Annotated in this window: 17 protein-coding genes and 1 pseudogene; 2 read left to right on the forward strand and 16 right to left on the reverse strand. The window is 71.1% G+C overall.

All coding sequences use genetic code 11. The annotated features are described in order from the left end of the window. Positions 1 to 3: 3 nt before the first annotated feature. A complete protein-coding gene (locus ACFYZZ_RS38525; protein WP_389186624.1) occupies positions 4 to 654 on the reverse strand; it encodes a TetR/AcrR family transcriptional regulator C-terminal domain-containing protein in 651 nt (216 codons plus the stop codon). A 79-nt stretch (positions 655 to 733) separates the two neighbouring features. Here ACFYZZ_RS38525 and ACFYZZ_RS38530 point away from each other — a divergent pair, with 79 nt between their 5' ends. Continuing rightward, entirely contained in the window at positions 734 to 2,104 is a 1,371-nt protein-coding gene (locus tag ACFYZZ_RS38530; protein WP_389187025.1) for an FAD-dependent monooxygenase, read from the forward strand. Between the two features lie 6 nt (positions 2,105 to 2,110). Here ACFYZZ_RS38530 and ACFYZZ_RS38535 read toward each other — a convergent pair whose 3' ends face one another. Both ACFYZZ_RS38535 and ACFYZZ_RS38540 read right to left on the reverse strand, forming a co-directional pair. Next, positions 2,111 to 2,692, reverse strand: a complete 582-nt coding sequence (locus ACFYZZ_RS38535) for a Uma2 family endonuclease (RefSeq protein ID WP_389186627.1) — start codon at positions 2,690 to 2,692, stop codon at positions 2,111 to 2,113. Positions 2,693 to 2,784: 92 nt separating this feature from the next. Further along, positions 2,785 to 4,365 carry a methylmalonyl-CoA mutase gene (locus tag ACFYZZ_RS38540; protein WP_389186630.1) on the reverse strand — a complete coding sequence of 527 codons (1,581 nt, stop codon included), beginning with the start codon at positions 4,363 to 4,365 and terminating at the stop codon, positions 2,785 to 2,787. 80 nt (positions 4,366 to 4,445) lie between these two features. Here ACFYZZ_RS38540 and ACFYZZ_RS38545 point away from each other — a divergent pair, with 80 nt between their 5' ends. Then, a complete protein-coding gene (locus tag ACFYZZ_RS38545) occupies positions 4,446 to 5,267 on the forward strand; it encodes a L,D-transpeptidase family protein (RefSeq protein ID WP_389186633.1) in 822 nt (273 codons plus the stop codon). Positions 5,268 to 5,486: 219 nt separating this feature from the next. Here the strand turns inward: ACFYZZ_RS38545 and ACFYZZ_RS38550 are convergent, their stop codons facing one another. From ACFYZZ_RS38550 to ACFYZZ_RS38610, 13 genes and pseudogenes are all read right to left on the reverse strand, one after another. After that, positions 5,487 to 6,572: a hypothetical protein gene (locus tag ACFYZZ_RS38550; protein ID WP_389186636.1), complete on the reverse strand. Its 1,086-nt coding sequence runs from the start codon at positions 6,570 to 6,572 to the stop codon at positions 5,487 to 5,489. Then, positions 6,572 to 7,234, reverse strand: a complete 663-nt coding sequence (locus ACFYZZ_RS38555; protein ID WP_389186640.1) for an RNA polymerase sigma factor — start codon at positions 7,232 to 7,234, stop codon at positions 6,572 to 6,574. The genes ACFYZZ_RS38550 and ACFYZZ_RS38555 overlap by 1 nt, the downstream gene beginning before the upstream one ends. A gap of 277 nt (positions 7,235 to 7,511) precedes the next feature. After that, positions 7,512 to 8,300 (reverse strand): hypothetical protein, encoded by a 789-nt coding sequence (locus tag ACFYZZ_RS38560; RefSeq protein ID WP_389186643.1) that lies wholly within the window; start codon positions 8,298 to 8,300, stop codon positions 7,512 to 7,514. Between the two features lie 108 nt (positions 8,301 to 8,408). Then, on the reverse strand, positions 8,409 to 9,041 hold the full coding sequence (locus tag ACFYZZ_RS38565; RefSeq protein WP_389186646.1) for an RNA polymerase sigma factor: 633 nt from the start codon (positions 9,039 to 9,041) through the stop codon (positions 8,409 to 8,411). A 190-nt stretch (positions 9,042 to 9,231) separates the two neighbouring features. Next, a pseudogene (locus tag ACFYZZ_RS38570) lies at positions 9,232 to 9,418 on the reverse strand (hypothetical protein); the annotation flags it as partial. Next, a complete protein-coding gene (locus ACFYZZ_RS38575; RefSeq protein WP_389186649.1) occupies positions 9,417 to 9,803 on the reverse strand; it encodes an ArsR/SmtB family transcription factor in 387 nt (128 codons plus the stop codon). The pseudogene ACFYZZ_RS38570 and the gene ACFYZZ_RS38575, both read right to left, overlap by 2 nt. Before the next feature lie 195 nt (positions 9,804 to 9,998). Continuing rightward, a complete protein-coding gene (locus ACFYZZ_RS38580; RefSeq protein ID WP_389186652.1) occupies positions 9,999 to 10,373 on the reverse strand; it encodes a hypothetical protein in 375 nt (124 codons plus the stop codon). Positions 10,374 to 10,549: 176 nt separating this feature from the next. Beyond that, positions 10,550 to 11,791 carry a hypothetical protein gene (locus ACFYZZ_RS38585; protein ID WP_389186655.1) on the reverse strand — a complete coding sequence of 414 codons (1,242 nt, stop codon included), beginning with the start codon at positions 11,789 to 11,791 and terminating at the stop codon, positions 10,550 to 10,552. Between the two features lie 94 nt (positions 11,792 to 11,885). Further along, positions 11,886 to 12,128, reverse strand: coding sequence for a hypothetical protein (locus ACFYZZ_RS38590; protein WP_389186658.1), 243 nt, complete (start codon positions 12,126 to 12,128; stop codon positions 11,886 to 11,888). 34 nt (positions 12,129 to 12,162) lie between these two features. Continuing rightward, positions 12,163 to 12,549, reverse strand: a complete 387-nt coding sequence (locus tag ACFYZZ_RS38595; RefSeq protein ID WP_386578454.1) for a hypothetical protein — start codon at positions 12,547 to 12,549, stop codon at positions 12,163 to 12,165. A 147-nt stretch (positions 12,550 to 12,696) separates the two neighbouring features. Then, positions 12,697 to 13,254: a hypothetical protein gene (locus ACFYZZ_RS38600; RefSeq protein WP_389186661.1), complete on the reverse strand. Its 558-nt coding sequence runs from the start codon at positions 13,252 to 13,254 to the stop codon at positions 12,697 to 12,699. A gap of 91 nt (positions 13,255 to 13,345) precedes the next feature. Beyond that, complete coding sequence (locus ACFYZZ_RS38605) at positions 13,346 to 14,047, reverse strand: DUF4328 domain-containing protein (protein ID WP_389186664.1); 702 nt, start codon at positions 14,045 to 14,047, stop codon at positions 13,346 to 13,348. A 79-nt stretch (positions 14,048 to 14,126) separates the two neighbouring features. Continuing rightward, a complete protein-coding gene (locus tag ACFYZZ_RS38610) occupies positions 14,127 to 15,782 on the reverse strand; it encodes a glycoside hydrolase family 20 protein (protein ID WP_389186667.1) in 1,656 nt (551 codons plus the stop codon). Positions 15,783 to 15,886: the final 104 nt, after the last annotated feature.

A 15,886-nucleotide genomic window follows, 5' to 3' on the forward strand; every position in this document is an offset into this window, starting at 1 on the left:
CGCTCAGCCGATCCCGTAGCGGGCCTCGATGCCCGCGATCACCAGCGCCAGCCCTTCCTCGAACTGCCCGTCGTAGTCGTCGAAGAGCACCTTCCCGGCCTCGGCCGCGAGCGGGAAGTCGGCCATGCGCCGGGCGCGTTCCTCGATGTCGTACCCCTCTCGGCGCTCGCCCGGGAGGGGCTGCACGCCCTGTTCCTCGGTGACGAACCCGATGGTGAACATGCTCGCGGTCCGCGCCGCGTTGACCGCCTGCGCCAGGGTGAAGCCGGCGTCCGTGAGGACGCGCAGGTGCGCCTCCATCTCGTGGGCGTGGTCCGTGCCCGTGAAGCGTGAGCCGCTGAAGACCTTGGCGCCGTCGCGGTAGCCGAGCAGGGCGGCACGCAGCCCGCGGCTCGTCCCGAGCAGCCGCTCCTGCCAGCTGTCGGCGGGATCGAGCGCCGTGTCGGCGACCATCCGCCGGTACATCTCCGTCGCCATCTCGTCGAGCAGCGCCTGCTTGTCCTTGAAGTGCCAGTACAGCGCCGGGGCCTTGACGTCCAGCTCCTTGGCGATGGCACGCAGGGTCAGCCCGTCGAGGCCGACCTCGTTCAGCAGTCGCAGCGCCGTGTCCGCGACCCGTTTGCGGTCCAGGGGTGCGCGTCGTTCCGTACTCACGCTTGACAGCTTGACAGCTTAACGGCGTTAAGGGCACTCTCATGGGTGACGGCACTTAACAGCGTTAAGGAGAATCATGATGGATGTCCTGATCGTGGGGGCCGGCCCGACCGGCCTCACCCTCGGCATCGACCTGGCCCGGCGTGGCGTGGACGCGCTGGTCGTGGAGCGGGCGGAGGGGCTCTTCCCCGGCTCGCGCGGCAAGGGGATCCAGCCGCGCACCCAGGAGGTCTTCGACGACCTCGGCGTGCTGGACGCGATCCGCGCGGCCGGCGGCCCCTACCCGGCGCGGATGATGTGGAAGGACGGCGAGCGGCTCGGCGAGCAGCCGATGTTCGAACCGGTGGAGGCGGACGAGGGCGCGCCGTACACCGAGCCGCTGATGGTCGCGCAGTGGCGGACCCAGGAGGTCCTGTACGCGCGGCTGGTGGAGGTGGGCGGCCGGGTGGACTTCGGGCGCGAGGTGACGGGCCTGGAGCAGGACGCGGAAGGTGTGAGCGTGCGGTTCGCCGACGGCACGACCGTCCGTGCGCGCTACGTCGTCGCGGCCGACGGCGGGCGCTCGGCGGTACGGCGCGCGGTGGGCGTGGGCATGGCCGGGGAGACGGTCGACCCGAGCCCGTTCCTGGTGGCGGACGTGCGGGTGAAGGGGCTCGACCGGGAGTACTGGCACACGTTCCCCGGGGCCGACGGCACCGGCGTGGCGCTGTGCCCGCTCGCCGGCACGGACGTCTTCCAGCTGGGCGGGAAGCTCGCCGAGGGCACGGAGATCGACCTGTCCCTCGACGGCATCCGGGGGCTGGTCGCCGCGTACACGCACCTCGACGCCGAGGACGTCACCGAGCTGCACTGGGCCTCGGAGTTCCGGCCGCGCACCGGACTGGCCGACCGGTTCCGGGTGGGCCGGGTGTTCCTCGCGGGCGACGCGGCCCACGTCCACTCACCGGCCGGCGGGCAGGGCCTGAACACCAGCGTCCAGGACGCGTACAACCTGGGCTGGAAGCTGGGCGCGGTGCTGCGCGACGGGGCTGAGGAGTCCCTCCTCGACACCTACGAGGAGGAACGGCGCCCCAACGCCGCGGCCATGCTGGGCCTGTCGACGGGCGTGCACCGTGGGGAGGTGCAGCGCGGGAAGGCGACGGTGCAGCTCGGGCTGGGGTACCCGCAGTCGTCCCTGAGCGAGGAGCGGCGCACCACCCCGACCGGGGTCCGAGCGGGCGACCGGGCCCCCGACGGCACGGTGGACGGCGTACGCCTCTTCGACGCGTTCAGGGGGCCGGGCTGGACGCTGCTGGGCGCGCCGGCACCCGTCGCCGGGGTCCACGCACTCCCGGCGGCCCCGGAGTCGTACGGCCCCGGTGTCTTCCTGGTCCGCCCGGACGGGTACGTGGGCTGGGCGGGCGAGTCGGCGGAAGGACTCAAGGCGTATCTCGGGCGCTTCGTGGGGTGAGACGGGTCAGTCGTCGCCGTCGAGGAGGGTGTCCACGGAGAGGTCGAGGGTGATGCCGACGGACTCGGGGACGGGGATGGACTGGCCTCGCTTGTAGCGGACGGGGTCGGGGTACTTGCCATCGACCGGGTCGGTGTAGAGGAGTACCTCGTCGTGTTTGCGGTCGGCGATGAGGTAGACGGGGAGGCCGGCCTGGGCGTAGCACTCGACCTTGGGACCGAGGTCGTCGGACCAGTTCGAGGACGTCACTTCCACGACCATGCGGAAGACGTTCGGTGCGTAGTAGTTCTTCGTGACATGGGCGTCGCGGAAGTCCGGGTCGACGACGGAGAAGTCAGGGATCGCGAAGTCTTCGGGCAATGTAGGCAACCACAGCCCGACGCCCTGGACGTACTCATACCCCGCCTCAACGAGCCCCGCCCGATCGAAAGCCCTGCCCAGTTTCGTCAGCGACAGAGCGTGCGAACCATCCGGCGGCGGTGTCACAGTGAGCCTCCCCTGGAGAATCTCCACGCGGTGGCCAGGCAGTGCACGGGCAAGCTGGTCGGCAGCCTCGCCCAGGGTCAGCTCCTGCTGCAGTACGGCCATGGCGTCCTCCTTTGCGGGGCCCACTTTTCACGAGCGTAACCGGGGACATGCCACTTCCGCTCGTGATCACTCATACGGAGTAATCGCCCAGTTCAGAACGCATCCGACGGCTCGTAACTCCCCCAAACCTCCCGCAGCGCGTTGCACACCTCCCCCACCGTCGCCCGCCTCCGCAGCGCCTCCTTCATCGGATACAGCACGTTCTCCTCGCCCTCGGCCGCCTTCTTCAGCGCGGTCAGGGCCGAGGCGACCGCTCCCTGGTCCCGTTCGGAGCGCAGCCTGGTCAGGCGTTCCCGCTGGCGCGCCTCGATGGCGGGGTCCACGCGCAGGGGCTCGTACGGCTCCTCCTCGTCGAGCTGGAAGCGGTTGACGCCCACGACCACCCGCTCGCCGGAGTCCGTCTCCTGGGCGATGCGGTACGCGTTGCGTTCGATCTCGGCCTTCTGGAAGCCGCGCTCGATCGCCGCCTCCGCGCCGCCGAGATCCTCGACCCTCCGCATCAGGTCCAGCGCGGCCGCCTCGACGTCGTCGGTCAGCTTCTCCACGGCGTAGGAGCCCGCGAACGGGTCCACGGTCGCCGGTACGTCCGTCTCGTACGCCAGGACCTGCTGGGTGCGCAGCGCGAGGCGGGCGCTCTTGTCCGTCGGCAGGGCGATGGCCTCGTCGAAGGAGTTGGTGTGCAGCGACTGGGTGCCGCCGAGGACGGCCCCGAGGGCCTGCACCGCGACCCGGACCAGGTTCACCTCGGGCTGCTGGGCCGTGAGCTGGACCCCGGCCGTCTGGGTGTGGAACCGCAGCATCCAGGACTTCGGGTTCCGCGCGCCGAAGTCCTCCTTCATCACCCTGGCCCAGATCCTCCGCGCCGCACGGAACTTGGCGACCTCCTCCAGCAGCGTCGTACGGGCCACGAAGAAGAAGGACAGCCGGGGTGCGAAGTCGTCCACGTCCATGCCGGCCGCGACCGCCGTGCGGACGTACTCGATGCCGTCGGCGAGGGTGAAGGCGATCTCCTGCGCGGGGGACGCGCCCGCCTCGGCCATGTGGTAACCGGAGATCGAGATCGTGTTCCACTTCGGGATCTCGGCCGTGCAGTACTTGAAGATGTCGGCGGTCAGGCGCAGGGAGGGCTTCGGCGGGAAGATGTACGTTCCGCGCGCGATGTACTCCTTCAGGACGTCGTTCTGGATGGTGCCGGTCAGGCGGTCCGCCGGCACGCCCTGCTCCTCGGCCACCAGCTGGTAGAGCAGGAGCAGCAGGGCCGCCGGGGCGTTGATCGTCATCGACGTCGAGACCTTGTCCAGCGGGATGCCGTCGAACAGCACCCGCATGTCCTCGATCGAGTCGATCGCCACGCCCACCTTGCCGACCTCGCCGTGCGCGAGGGGCGCGTCGGAGTCGTGGCCCATCTGGGTGGGCAGGTCGAAGGCGACGGACAGCCCGGTGGTGCCGTGCGCGATCAGCTGCCGGTAGCGGGCGTTGGACTCCACCGCCGTGCCGAAGCCGGCGTACTGGCGCATGGTCCAGGGGCGGCCGGTGTACATGGTCGGGTACACCCCGCGGGTGTACGGATACGCCCCCGGTTCGCCCAGTTTCCCGGCCGGGTCCCAGCCGGTGAGGTCCGCCGGCCCGTAGACCGGCTCGATCGGCAGCCCCGACTCCGACTCTCGCGCCATGGATGCCTCCGCAGTACGGTTTGTCCCTCCTCACCATGCCCCGTAGTTCGGCGGCGGTCACGCGGGGAAGCATCCCCTGCATGAGGATCCCGGGCAGACCAGCCGTCCTACTCGTCTCGGCCGCCGCCCTCGCCGCGCTCTGCGGCTGCACCGTGCAGCCCCCGGACGCCGACGGCAAACACCGCCCGCCGGTGCAGGTGCGGCTGCCCTCCAGCCACGCCCCAGATCCCACCCGGACGGCCCAGAGCACGCCCGCGGCCAAGCCCGCGCCCCGGGTGCTGTGGTCGCGCGGGGACAGCGGCCCGGGCGTGCGCGAGCTGCAGGCCCGCCTCCGCCAGGTCGCCTGGCTGTTCGACGGGCCGACGGGGACGTACGACGATCTGACCGAGCGGGCCGTCCGGGGCTTCCAGGGCAAGCGCGGGCTGCCGCGGACCGGAGAGCTGGACACCGTCACCTGGCAGCGGCTGCTGGCCATGACGCACCGGCCGGGGCGGTGGGAGCTGTATCTGATGGGCGGTCAGCCGGCCGCCGCGCCCGACCGGCGGTGTCTGACCGGCCGGGTGCTGTGCGTCAGCAAGACCAGCCGGACGCTGCGCTGGATGATCGACGGACGCACGGTCGAGACGGTGTCCGTCCGCTTCGGCACCCAGTACACCCCCACCCGCGAGGGTGAGTTCCACGTCTACTGGAAGTCACGGCACCACGTGTCGACCCTCTACCACTCCCCGATGCCGTACGCGATGTTCTTCAGCGGCGGCCAAGCGGTGCACTACTCCTACGACTTCGCGGCGCGGGGATACGCGGGTGGTTCGCACGGATGCGTCAACGTGCGGGACGAGGCGGCGATCGCGCGGCTGTTCGCGCAGGTGAGGATCGGCGACAAGGTCGTCGTGTCCTGGTGAGGAAGTTTGGGGCGCGGGCGGGACCGGGGGAACGTGTCCCGCCCGCGCCAGGTGCACGAGCCGCGGGTACGGGGGGAACCCCGGCTCAGTGCTACGGCCGATGACCAGTCGGCTCACTCAGTACTGCGTCGCGGGGCCCGGAAACGTCACACCCCTCGCGGAAAAAATTTCGCGATTTACAAAACCGCAGGTCACAGGTGGGGTAGGCGACGGCAGAACTCAGAACGCGGTGTACGACGGGCTCGGCGAGAACGCCGGTGCGGCAGCCTTCCGGTCCGGGCCGAGGGGCACGGAGGCCGAGGGTGCGGGGTCTGCTCCGCGGCCCCGGCGGTCGTGGCGGTGGCCGTGACCCCGGCCCGGGTGACCGTCGTCGTCACCGCCCTGGCCGCTCCCGTCGCCCTTGTCCTTGCCGTCGCCGCCGTTGCCGCGGCCCTTGCCGCCCTCGTCGTCGCCGCCGGTGCCCTTGCCCGTACCGCCGGAGCTGTAGTGGCCCGCCAGGACGGACTTGCAGTAGGTGGTCACCCGCGAGGAGCCGCCCGCGAGGCTCTCCAGGACCCGCCTGCGGTCGGAGCCCAGCTCCTTGCCGTCCCTCAGGTCGCGGCAGGCCGCGCCGGCGACCTGCCACCAGGTGCCGGGGGTCCCGGAGGCGTCACCGGAACCGGGCGTGGCGCCCGGGTGCGTGCCCTGGTGGGTGGCCCCGCCGGAGGGGTCGAGGGACCCGCTGGTACCGCCGTCGGGCGTGTCCTTGCTCGGGAGGATGCCCTCGGGGGAGTGCGGCGTGGGCGAGGTGTGCGGCTGCCCGGGGCTCTGGGCGGCGGAGACGGAGGAGGTGGGATCCGGGTGGTCGTCGTGGAACGGGATCGGCAGCACTCCGCTGCCGGCCATGGCGACCCCGCCGAGCGTGCCCACGGCCAGCGCCGCGGCGAGCGCGAAGCGCACCGGGCGGGCCCAGCGCGGGCGACGGGTGCGGATTCCGGTACGGGTCGGGGCACCGATGCGGACCAGGCCCGCGTCGGAGACGCTCGCGGGTCGGCCGGAGCGCCCGCCGGGGGTGCCGTCGCCGAGCGCGGCGGCGGTCCGTTCGGCCTCGGCCGCCTCGCGGGCCTTGCGGAACGCGGCCAACGCGCCCTGTTCGCCGGGGAGTTCACCGGTCGCGGGAGCCGCCTCGGCGGAGAGTGCGCCCAACGCCTTCGCAAGCCGTTCCGCCTGGTCGGATGAGGGGGCGTCGACGGCTTCCAGCGACTCACCGCGCAGCAGACGTTCCGCCATATCACGGGTAAGCCACTTGTTGTGCTCGTCGGCCATCACATGTCCTTCTGCGTCCTCGCACGCGTATGCGTCACAGTTGCGGACGTCACCGCGCGACCACGCGGTTCTCGCTGGGGAGGGAGTGCGTCGAGCGCACCCGCCGATTCCGGATCGTCACCGAGCAGCTCCGCCAGCCGCTTCAGACCGCGGTGCGCGGCGGTGCGTACGGCGCCCGCGCGCTTGCCGAGGGTCTCGGCGGCGGACTTGGCGTCCAGGCCGACCACCACGCGCAGCACCACCGCCTCGGCCTGGTCCTGCGGGAGCCGGGCGATGAGCGAGAGGGTGCTGTCGGTGGCCAGGGCCTCGATGGCCTCGCCGGCCGTGTCGGACTCGGCGGCCCGGCCGGTCAGTTCCGTCTCGTCGCCGCCTATCGCGGGGCGGCGGCCGCGCATCCGTATGTGATCCAGGGCACGGTTGCGGGCGATCCGGGCGGCCCAGCCCCGGAAGCGGTCCGCGTCACCGCTGAACCGGTCGAGGTCCCGGGCTATCTGCAGCCAGGCCTCGGACGTCACGTCCTCGGCATCCGGGTCGCCGACCAGCGTGCGTACGTATCCGAGCAGCCTCGGGTGCACCGCGCGGTACACCGTACGGAACGCGGTCTCATCCCCGTCCTGTGCCGCACGCACCGCGGTGGTCAGCTCCGCGTCGTCCCCCAGCACCGCACTCCCTTTACGCCCGTCTTCGGTCGGCGCGAAAGGCACGTTACGGCGTGAAACCGCTCGCGTCCAGGTCGGTAGAAGATGCAACTAACTCGTGACACGCCCAGGTGTGACAGAAAACGCACTCACGACGCTGAAGGAAGTACGGGCCGCACGGCGGCCCGTGAGCGCGACGGCCGGGGCCTCTCCTGTGGGGGGTGGCGGCCCCGGCCGTTGCCCTGACGCCTCACGGGGCTGTCGAGCTGACGTCCGACGGGACCGGCAGCGGGGAACGACGTTACTGCTTCTCGCCGGATTTCCCAGAGTTGGTGGTATTGGCCGAGTTGGTGGGCTTTTCGCCCACCTTGCCACTGTTGTTGCTATTGCCACTATTAGTGCTACTGCTGCTGTTGCTGCCGCTGTTACGCGTCTTGTTGCCCTTGTCGCTGTTCGCGCCGTCGGCGCGTGCGATCCGCTCGGCGCAGTAGCCGGCGACGTTCTCCTTGCCGCCCGCTGCCGCGACGAGCCGCTGCCAGGCCTTCGCGTCCAGGGCCTTGCCGTGCTCCTTGACCTGCTCGTAGGCACGGCAGTGGGCCAGGGTGTCCTTCGCCGTGGCCGGGTGGTGGGGGCGCGCCGAAGCACCCGCGGACCCGGGAGCGGCCGGATCCGCGGTCGACTGTCCCGGGGCGCTCGACGAGGGCCGCTTCTGCTGCCCGTCGTCGTCCTTCCCGGATCCCACGGAGTCGATCGCGGCGAAGGCGACGCCGCCCAGCGTGACGCTCGCGAGGAACACCGAGAGCGTGGCCTTCAGCGAGAGCCGGGCGCCGCGCGCCTCCCGGGGCCGCCAGTCGTCCCGGCGCCGGGTCCGCAACGCATGCGCACCCGAGTCACGGGCGGCACGGAACGCGGCCACGGCGCGCTGCTCGGCCTCGGGGTCGATGCAGCTGGAGGTTCCGTCCAGGCTGAGCACGGCGCCGAGCCGCGCCTCGAAGGCGGCGTCCAGGTCGGCTGGGGCCGGCCCGAGGACGGTGCCGCCAGGGTGCCCGCGCCGGCGGCCGGGCACGTCGCCGCTGTGCCGTTCACCCATGTCCGTTCACGATCCTGTTCCTAGTGCGGCTCGCCCGGCGTTCCGGATCTGCCGGGGGCCTCGCCCCACTGTCTCTGCAGAATCCATACGGCTGGCGGCCGTCAGCGTTCATTTCGACTCCCCCAGCGTCCGGGAGCCGTCATCCGTCACACCTGCGTCCGCCGCGTCCTCGACGCCCAGCTGGCGGGCGAGCCGTTTCAGCCCCCGGTACGCGGCCGTACGGACCGCGCCGGGGCGCTTGCCGAGGACGCGCGCGACGGAGGGGCCGTCGAGGCCGACGACCACCCGCAGCAGGACGGCCTCGGCCTGGTCGCGCGGCAGCGACCGCACCAGGTCCAGGGCGCGCTCGGTGGAGATGGACTCCAGCGCCTGGTCGTGGGTGCTGTGCGGCCCCGGCAGGTCCAGTACGTCCTGTTCGAGCGCCGTCCCCCGGGGCCTTACCCGCTGCCTGCGCAGGTGGTCCAGGGCCCGGTGCCGGGCGATGGTCGCGGTCCAGCCGCGGAACCCGGCACCGTCTCCCCGGAACCTGCCGAGGTCGCGGGAAATCTCCAGCCAGGCGTCGGAGGCCACGTCCTCGGCGTCCTCGCCGACGAGGCCGCGCAGATAGCCGAGCAGACCCGGCTGCACGATCCGGTAGGCCACCGCGAAGGCGTTCTCGTCACCGTCCTGGGCCCGTGCGACGGCCGCGCCCAATTCCCCGTCGTACGCCTGTGCGCGGCGGGGTTCCCTTCCGTGGCCCAAGAACCGTCCTCGTCCGTACCGAGCCCGGGCCGTGCCCGTGCTCGCCTCGAATCCCCATCGTGCGACACGGCCGCCCGTGTCCCACGCTCCACGGTCATCAGCGCCGAAGCTCACAGATTTGTCACAGTCGACGGCGGGCCGCTCGTCACAGCCCGCAGCGGCCCCGCCGGTCACCTCCGTGGCTGCGCCGTCAGCCGATGGCGATACGTGGATGCGCACCGGGCCGTGGCGCGCGGCACGGACACACAACCGGCGGTCGCACCGTTCCCGTTGACGTGCAGGAAGATGCCGACGCCACGACCGGGCGTGGCGGGCCACCGGTTGAAGTTGATGACGAACGCCTTGGCGTACTGGGTCGGGTAGTTGACCAGATGCTCACGGTGTGGGCTTGAGACGTGGTCCCGTGACTGCCGCTGTTGCCTGTGGCGGGGCGATGTCGGCCTGCTGGAGTTCCGCCAGGAGCTGGTTCCGCCCGGCCAGAAGCTCAGTCAGGATGCGGCGGGCCGAGCGCAGGAGTTCGGCCACATCGCCGCCGGCGAGTTCGTACTTGACGGTGGATCCCTCTCGTGTGGACACGACGATGCCTGAACGGCGCAGGACCGCCAGCTGCTGCGAGAGACTCGAAGGCTCGATTTCGATATCGGCGAGCAAATCCCGTACCGCGACCGGGCCGTGCTGCAGCAGTTCCAGGACCCTGATGCGCGCCGGGTGTCCGAGCATGCGGAAGAACTCTGCCTTGGCTTGGTAGAGAGGGACTTGCACAGCACTCTTCCTGCCTGTCGGGGTGGCTTCTCGTATCGCGGTGGCGCCCCGAGGACACCACCGCGATGCGTGTCGTGCCTGCTCATTCTTCTCGGTCCGGGTGCCTCTCGTTCATGAGTTGTCATCCTCTCCATGTGATGGCTTGAAGAAGTATTCAATTCATGGGTGCGTGTCAGCCCGGTCCTCGGGAGCGGCCTAGACCTCGAGTTGTTCTTCGATCCGTTTGAGTTGATGGCGGGCCATGGCCAGGTTCGAGCGGGCCTTGTCGATGACGAGATAGACGAACAGGCCGTTGCCGCTGCGGCCGGTCACCAGCCGGATGAGGTGGTACTGCCCCTCCAGCGTGATCAGGATGTCCTCGATGTGGCTCTCAAGGCCCAGATGCTCCATCGTGCGCACCTTGGCGCGGATCACGTCCGTGTTCCCGGCCGCGGCGACCGTCAGATCCAGGTCTCTGCCCCCGCCCAAGGTGCCGAGGGCCATGCCGCTGGTGTAATCGACGACGGCCGCCCCCAGCGCGCCCTCGACCCCGGTCATCATTTCCTTCAGGGACACTTCCACACTCGCCATCGGCGCCTCCCCTTGATTGTCGGCTGCGGCGGGCTCCGGTTCCTCACCCGCTCGCAATCGCACCGTAGGGGCGCCGGCCAGGCCGGCGATAAGTCTGCGCGGAAGCGACCCAAGATGATCGGACAGCCTTCTAATGCGGTTGTCCGATGACCCGACTTGATGAGCCGTCCGAAGCTTCAGCCGTCAGCGCCGGGTGAGCGGGGGGCCGACCTGGCGTCGGCGAACCCGCACACAGCCACCGTCGCCACCAGGAATGCCGCCGCCGACGACAGCAGCGTGACCTCGTAGTAGGACCGGGGCGTCAGCGAGGCGGCCAGGCAGGCAGCGCCCGTTCCGGCCAGGACGGCGCATCCCAGTCCCCGGGCCAGCAGGAGGCCTGCGGGAGGTCGTCCGTCCTGAGGCCCGACGGACCCGCCGTCCGCCGTCCTCCGCGCCTCGGCCAGAACATCGCGTGCCGCCAACGCGCATGCCGTCGCAGCCGTCACCAGGGCCACGCCCGCCGCCAGTTGCGGTGTCCCGAACAACACGCCGTACCGCACGGCCAACGCCGGTACGAAGAAGAGGCTCAGCCAGTAGCGCAGCACGTGCCGCAGGAACGCGAGCGTCAGTCCGCGTCGGGCAGGCCTTCCCTCCAGCCGGGAGGCCACCCGGCGCAGGCCCAGCAGCAGGACGGCGGCCGCCAGCGCCAGCGGCAGGCGCTCGGGCAGTCGGCCCAGGCTGTAGAGCAGAGCGGTGTCGTACACGACCAGGACGAGTACCCCCAAAGCCCCCAGGGAGCCGATGAACACCAGCAGCCCGGGCACCGAGGCGGGAGTCCGGGCCGCTCCTCTGTCACGGGCCGCGCAGAGAGCGAGAAGGATCGGCGTGAGGACGGCCGAGACAGACCGTACGACAAGGTCGTCGACCGTGTACGGATTGCGCAGATCCCACTCGACCAGACAGAACACGGCCGTGTACGACACCGACGCCAACGGCAGCGCGGCGGAGCGGGCGATCCGCCGGTACAGGTCGGCGTCCAGCCAGCGCATCACGGTGGCGAACACCAGCAGCACGAACGGCAATTCCAGAAAGGCCTGCACCCGCAGCACGCTCGGCGCGAGAAGCCCGGGCGCGGGGAAGTGCCCTGCCAGATGGCGCAGGGCGGGGTTCCGCGACGCCAGATCGAACCACCCGGCGGGCAGATACCGCGCGACGAACGACGGGTCCCCGTCGTGGACGCGCAGGACGTAGACGGTGAACAGCACCTGATTGACGTAGATCAGACCGGTCACCAGCGCCAGCACGACCGGCGGCGAGAAGACGGAGCGGCGCGCCGCTCCGACCGGGTCGGAGCGGCGGGCCAGGACACGCGGGGTGACCGCGAGGGCCGAGACGACCGACGCGACCACCATCACGTCCACGAGTGTCCGTACGTTCATCACGTGTGGAGATACACCTTGCATTCCGTGCTCGTCCGGTGAGTCAGTCCGCGCGGCGGGGCCGCACTCACATCGGTGTGCGGCCGAGGAGCGTTCACTCGTCGTAGTACTCATCGTCGTCGCCCTGGACGCGGGCGCCCAGCACTCCGGCGATCTCCCGCATCTTCTTGAGAAGCAGCTCATCGGGGTGCTTCACCACGATCCGCCCGTCTCGCCAGTCCAACCAGGCGCCGTGACTGTCCCGTTCGGGGTGGGTCACCATCTGCGCCAGCCAGACATGCCGGTACTCCAGCACCGCGTCCTGGCCTCGCGGAGAAACCCGAGCCACCTGAACCATCTCCAGGTACGGTCGCGGCGCCGCCGCCGGGTGTTCATGCCGAGGCGGTCGCGTCGCGGCAGAGCAGGCGCAGGGAGCCCTGGCCGGCGAAGCAGCGGCGGGCCTCCTCGATGGGGTCCCACAGCTTGCCGTCGGGTGTGCGGACCCAGTGGTCGCCGCCGGTCGACCACCACTCGGCGCCTGCCTGGCGGACGATGACCTCGCCGGCGTAGGCACCGAGGCCGCGCAGCACGTTCTCGACCGCCGCGTACGGCGGATCCTCGCGGCGGATGTCCTCGATCATCCGGTCCACTCGCCACAGGCTCTGCGCCGAGTAGTCGAGCCGCACCCGCGCGCCCTCGCGCATGGTCGCTACCGCGTCGGCCGCCCACCGGACGGGCTTCGCCGCTGCGTGCGGCCTGGTCTCCTGCTGTGCTGTCACGTACTGCGCTGTCACATAGGGAGAAGCGGCAGGGGCCTGGTATCCGTCACCCGGATCGGGCCCGGTTCCCCAACCGGTGCAGGACCGCCCCACCGCCACCGCACGACAGCCACAGGACTCCCCCAGAACCAGGGGTTTGAATTCCGGTCAGCCGCGGCTGCGGGCCCGGCGGGACACGACCGCCTGCAGCACCCGGCGGCCCTCGACCGAGACGTCCAGGGCGCGGCGCAGCCCGTTCGAGCCGTGCTCGGCGAGGAGTTCCAGGACGACGACCTGGCGGCGCAACTCGGCGGCGACGAGCGGGGACGCGTCCGCGGCGCCGCCCTCGCGCCCGCTCTCCGGGCCGTCGGCCGGAGAGCTGCCGCCCGCGGCCGGGTCGAGGAGCCGGTGGATGCGCAGGGAGGCGACGGAGCAGGCGTCGGCCCAGGCCCGTATCGCCTCGGCGGTGCGCTCGGCCGGGGCCGCGTCCAGCATGCGGTGGGCGAGCTGCTCGGCCTCGTCCTCGCCGGCCTGCGCCGGACCGAGCGCGCCCCGCGCCTTCTCCAGGCCTGCGACCCACTCGGAGCCGTCGGCGAGGCTCGCCCACAGCGGGCGCAGCACCTCGTCGTCACCGCCCAGCAAGGGCACGCACCGGTCCAAACAAGCCAGCCCACTGGCAGCCAGTCCGCGTTCGTCGGCCTGAGCGATCAGTTCCACCAGGCTCATGAAAGCCTCCCTCGCCAGGGCGCCGCCTTTACGGAGCCCGCACTTCCCCTAACTGCGTGCGACGGCGAGAGAGTGTCACAGCAGTGGGTTTTCAGCCAAGAGCTGGGACAAACACAGGTCCGGCGAGGGCCTTCTCGTGCTGTATGCGGGTCAGCCGCAGCACAAAAAGGACGGCGAGCACGGCGGCCAGGATGTCGACGCCGTCGGCGATCATGACGTGCAGCGCGGCGTCCCGGATCGCCGGGGCGGTGCGCGCCGCGTCGTACTCGCTCTGCATGAGCCGGCCGGTGAGGGTGGAGATCAGCCAGCACCCCCACCAGGCGTTGATCAGCCCGTGCCGCGCCCGCACGCCGACGGGGTGGCTGGCGTCCCAGACGTCCAGGGCGATCCGCCGCGGGAAGTAGAAGTTCGCGATGGGCACCACCCAGCCGGCGATGGTCCACGCGCGCGCCTTGCTGTGCCCGTCGGGGCTGAACACCTCGGCGTTCACCCGCACCCGGTAGAACCAGACCAGGAACACGACCCCGCAGACCAGCCAGAACACGGCCTGCGCGCCCCCCGCCGCCGAGTACAGGGTGTCCGCCTGGTCGGCGCGCCCGGTCAGGTGCTGGCCGAAGGGGCCGGTGCCCGCCGCGAGGTCGTCCGCCACCCGGTACACGTTCAGACCGGCCACGACGGCCGCCAGATCGGTCAGGACGACCAGGCCGAGAAGCACGGCGGTGGCCCTGCCGAGCCCGACCGGCGAACGCAGCCGGGCGCCCTTCGTGCCGGCTCTCATGACATCCGTGCTCATGGTGAATCCCCCGTGTCCGCCAGGTGCTTGGTGCACGCGGAAGATACGGTTCACCGGCCTGGCATGTCCACTTGAAGAATCAGCCCAGCCGGTCCGCCAACTGCCTGAACTGCGCCCAGGACAGGGCGGGCGTACGCGGGTCCCACAGCTTCTGCACGGTGGCCCGCAGCGGCATCCGGATACCGGCCGCGACCTGGTCCTGCGTCTGGGCGCCTGCGATGTCGCTCCACACCGCGAAGGACCCGCCGAGAATCTGCCCGTCGTAGCTCGCCGGTACGGCGGTCGTGCCGCGCAGCACCCGCGGGTTCCACTGCTCGTAGATGCGCTGCCCGGTCGGGTAGACGAAGGTCTGCGGCTGCCCGAGGACGTAGTACAGGAACTCGTCGTTGTAGTTGAGCACCTTGCGGCCCGCGCTCAGGTACTCCACCGGCTGCCGGGCGCCGATCTCCTTGCCGGTCCAGTAGGCGACCTGGAGGTCCTTGGCGGGCTGCACCGACGTGTTGCGGAAGAAGCCGTCGTTCCAGGCCCGCATGGTCCGGTCGTGGGCCCGCACGGTGGCGGCCCGGTCGTTCAGCCAGCCGGTGGCGAAGTCGGCGACGGTCGCGCCGGTGCCGTACTTCTGCCGGGCGGCGGCCGCCAGCTGCGGATACGACGCCTGCGGGTTCGCCACGGTCAGCGCCTGGTACTCGTCGCCGCCGAGATGCCACTGGTCGCCGGTGAAAAGCCCGGTGTACTCGCCCAGCAGGTCATCGACGATCTTCGCGGAGGCGGGCTTGGAGATGTCGATCGCGCCCCGGGTCGGCACCCCGTTCACGTTGCGCAGCTGCAGGTCGGGGTGGGCGGCTATGACCGCGCCCAGATGCCCGGGCGAGTCGATCTCGGGCACGACGGTGATGTGCCGGGCGGCCGCGAGGCCGACGATCTGCTTGACCTGCGCCTTGGTCAGATGGTCCTTGGAGACGATCTCGGGATGGGTGCTGGACTCTATCCGGAAGCCCTGGTCGTCGGAGAAGTGCAGCCCCAGCTCGTTGAACTTCAGGTCCCCCAGCTCGCGAATCCGGTCCTCTATCCAGGACGCGGTGTACGGCTTGCGCGCGATGTCCAGCATGAAGCCGCGCCGCGGCTTGGCGGGCTCGTCCCGTACGACACCCTCCGGCGCCGTACCGCCGCCGTGGACCTCCTGCTTGAGGGTGCGGGTGCCGTAGAAGACGCCCGCGTCGCCCGGCCCGCTGATGTCGACCCGCCCGTCGCGCACGGTCATCGTGTACGACTCCGGGTTCCCGCCCCCGCTGCCCAGGGTCAGCCGCAGATCGCCGGCCCGGACGTCGTCCTTCTCCCCCGCGTACGACAGTCCCAGCTCACCGGCTATCAGCCGCCCCTCGTCGGCCAGTTCCGGATCGCTCACCACCACCCGCTCGCTGCGCTGCGCCCGCCAGCCGGGCCCGCGGGCCGGGGTGTGGGAGCGCACCGCGGGTATGGTGCGCGGCGCCTGGGAGAGCGGATAGGACCGGCTGGGCGAGGGACTGCTCGGCGTGGCGGCGCGACCGGGCGCGGCACCGGAGGTGCGGTCCGACGGCGCCTGCGCCGCGCTCCCCGCCGGTTTCCCGCCACCGTCCGCCGAGGCCCACACGCCGACGCCCACGCCGAGTGCGACGGTCCCCGCGAACGCGGCGGCCACGACCGCCCGCTTCCGCCTCACCTGCTGCGCCGAGGCCCGGCGCCTGTGCTGGCTCACCCAGCCAACGTACGTCCGATCGAGGGTTCATCCGTCACCGAGACGTTCCGAAACTCTCCCGTTGGAGTGAAATTCGGGCATCCGACGGACACACAGTGACCACT

The sequence above is a fragment of the Streptomyces sp. NPDC001816 genome (assembly GCF_042892235.1).
In the GTDB taxonomy this organism is placed as follows: Bacteria; Actinomycetota; Actinomycetes; order Streptomycetales; family Streptomycetaceae; genus Streptomyces.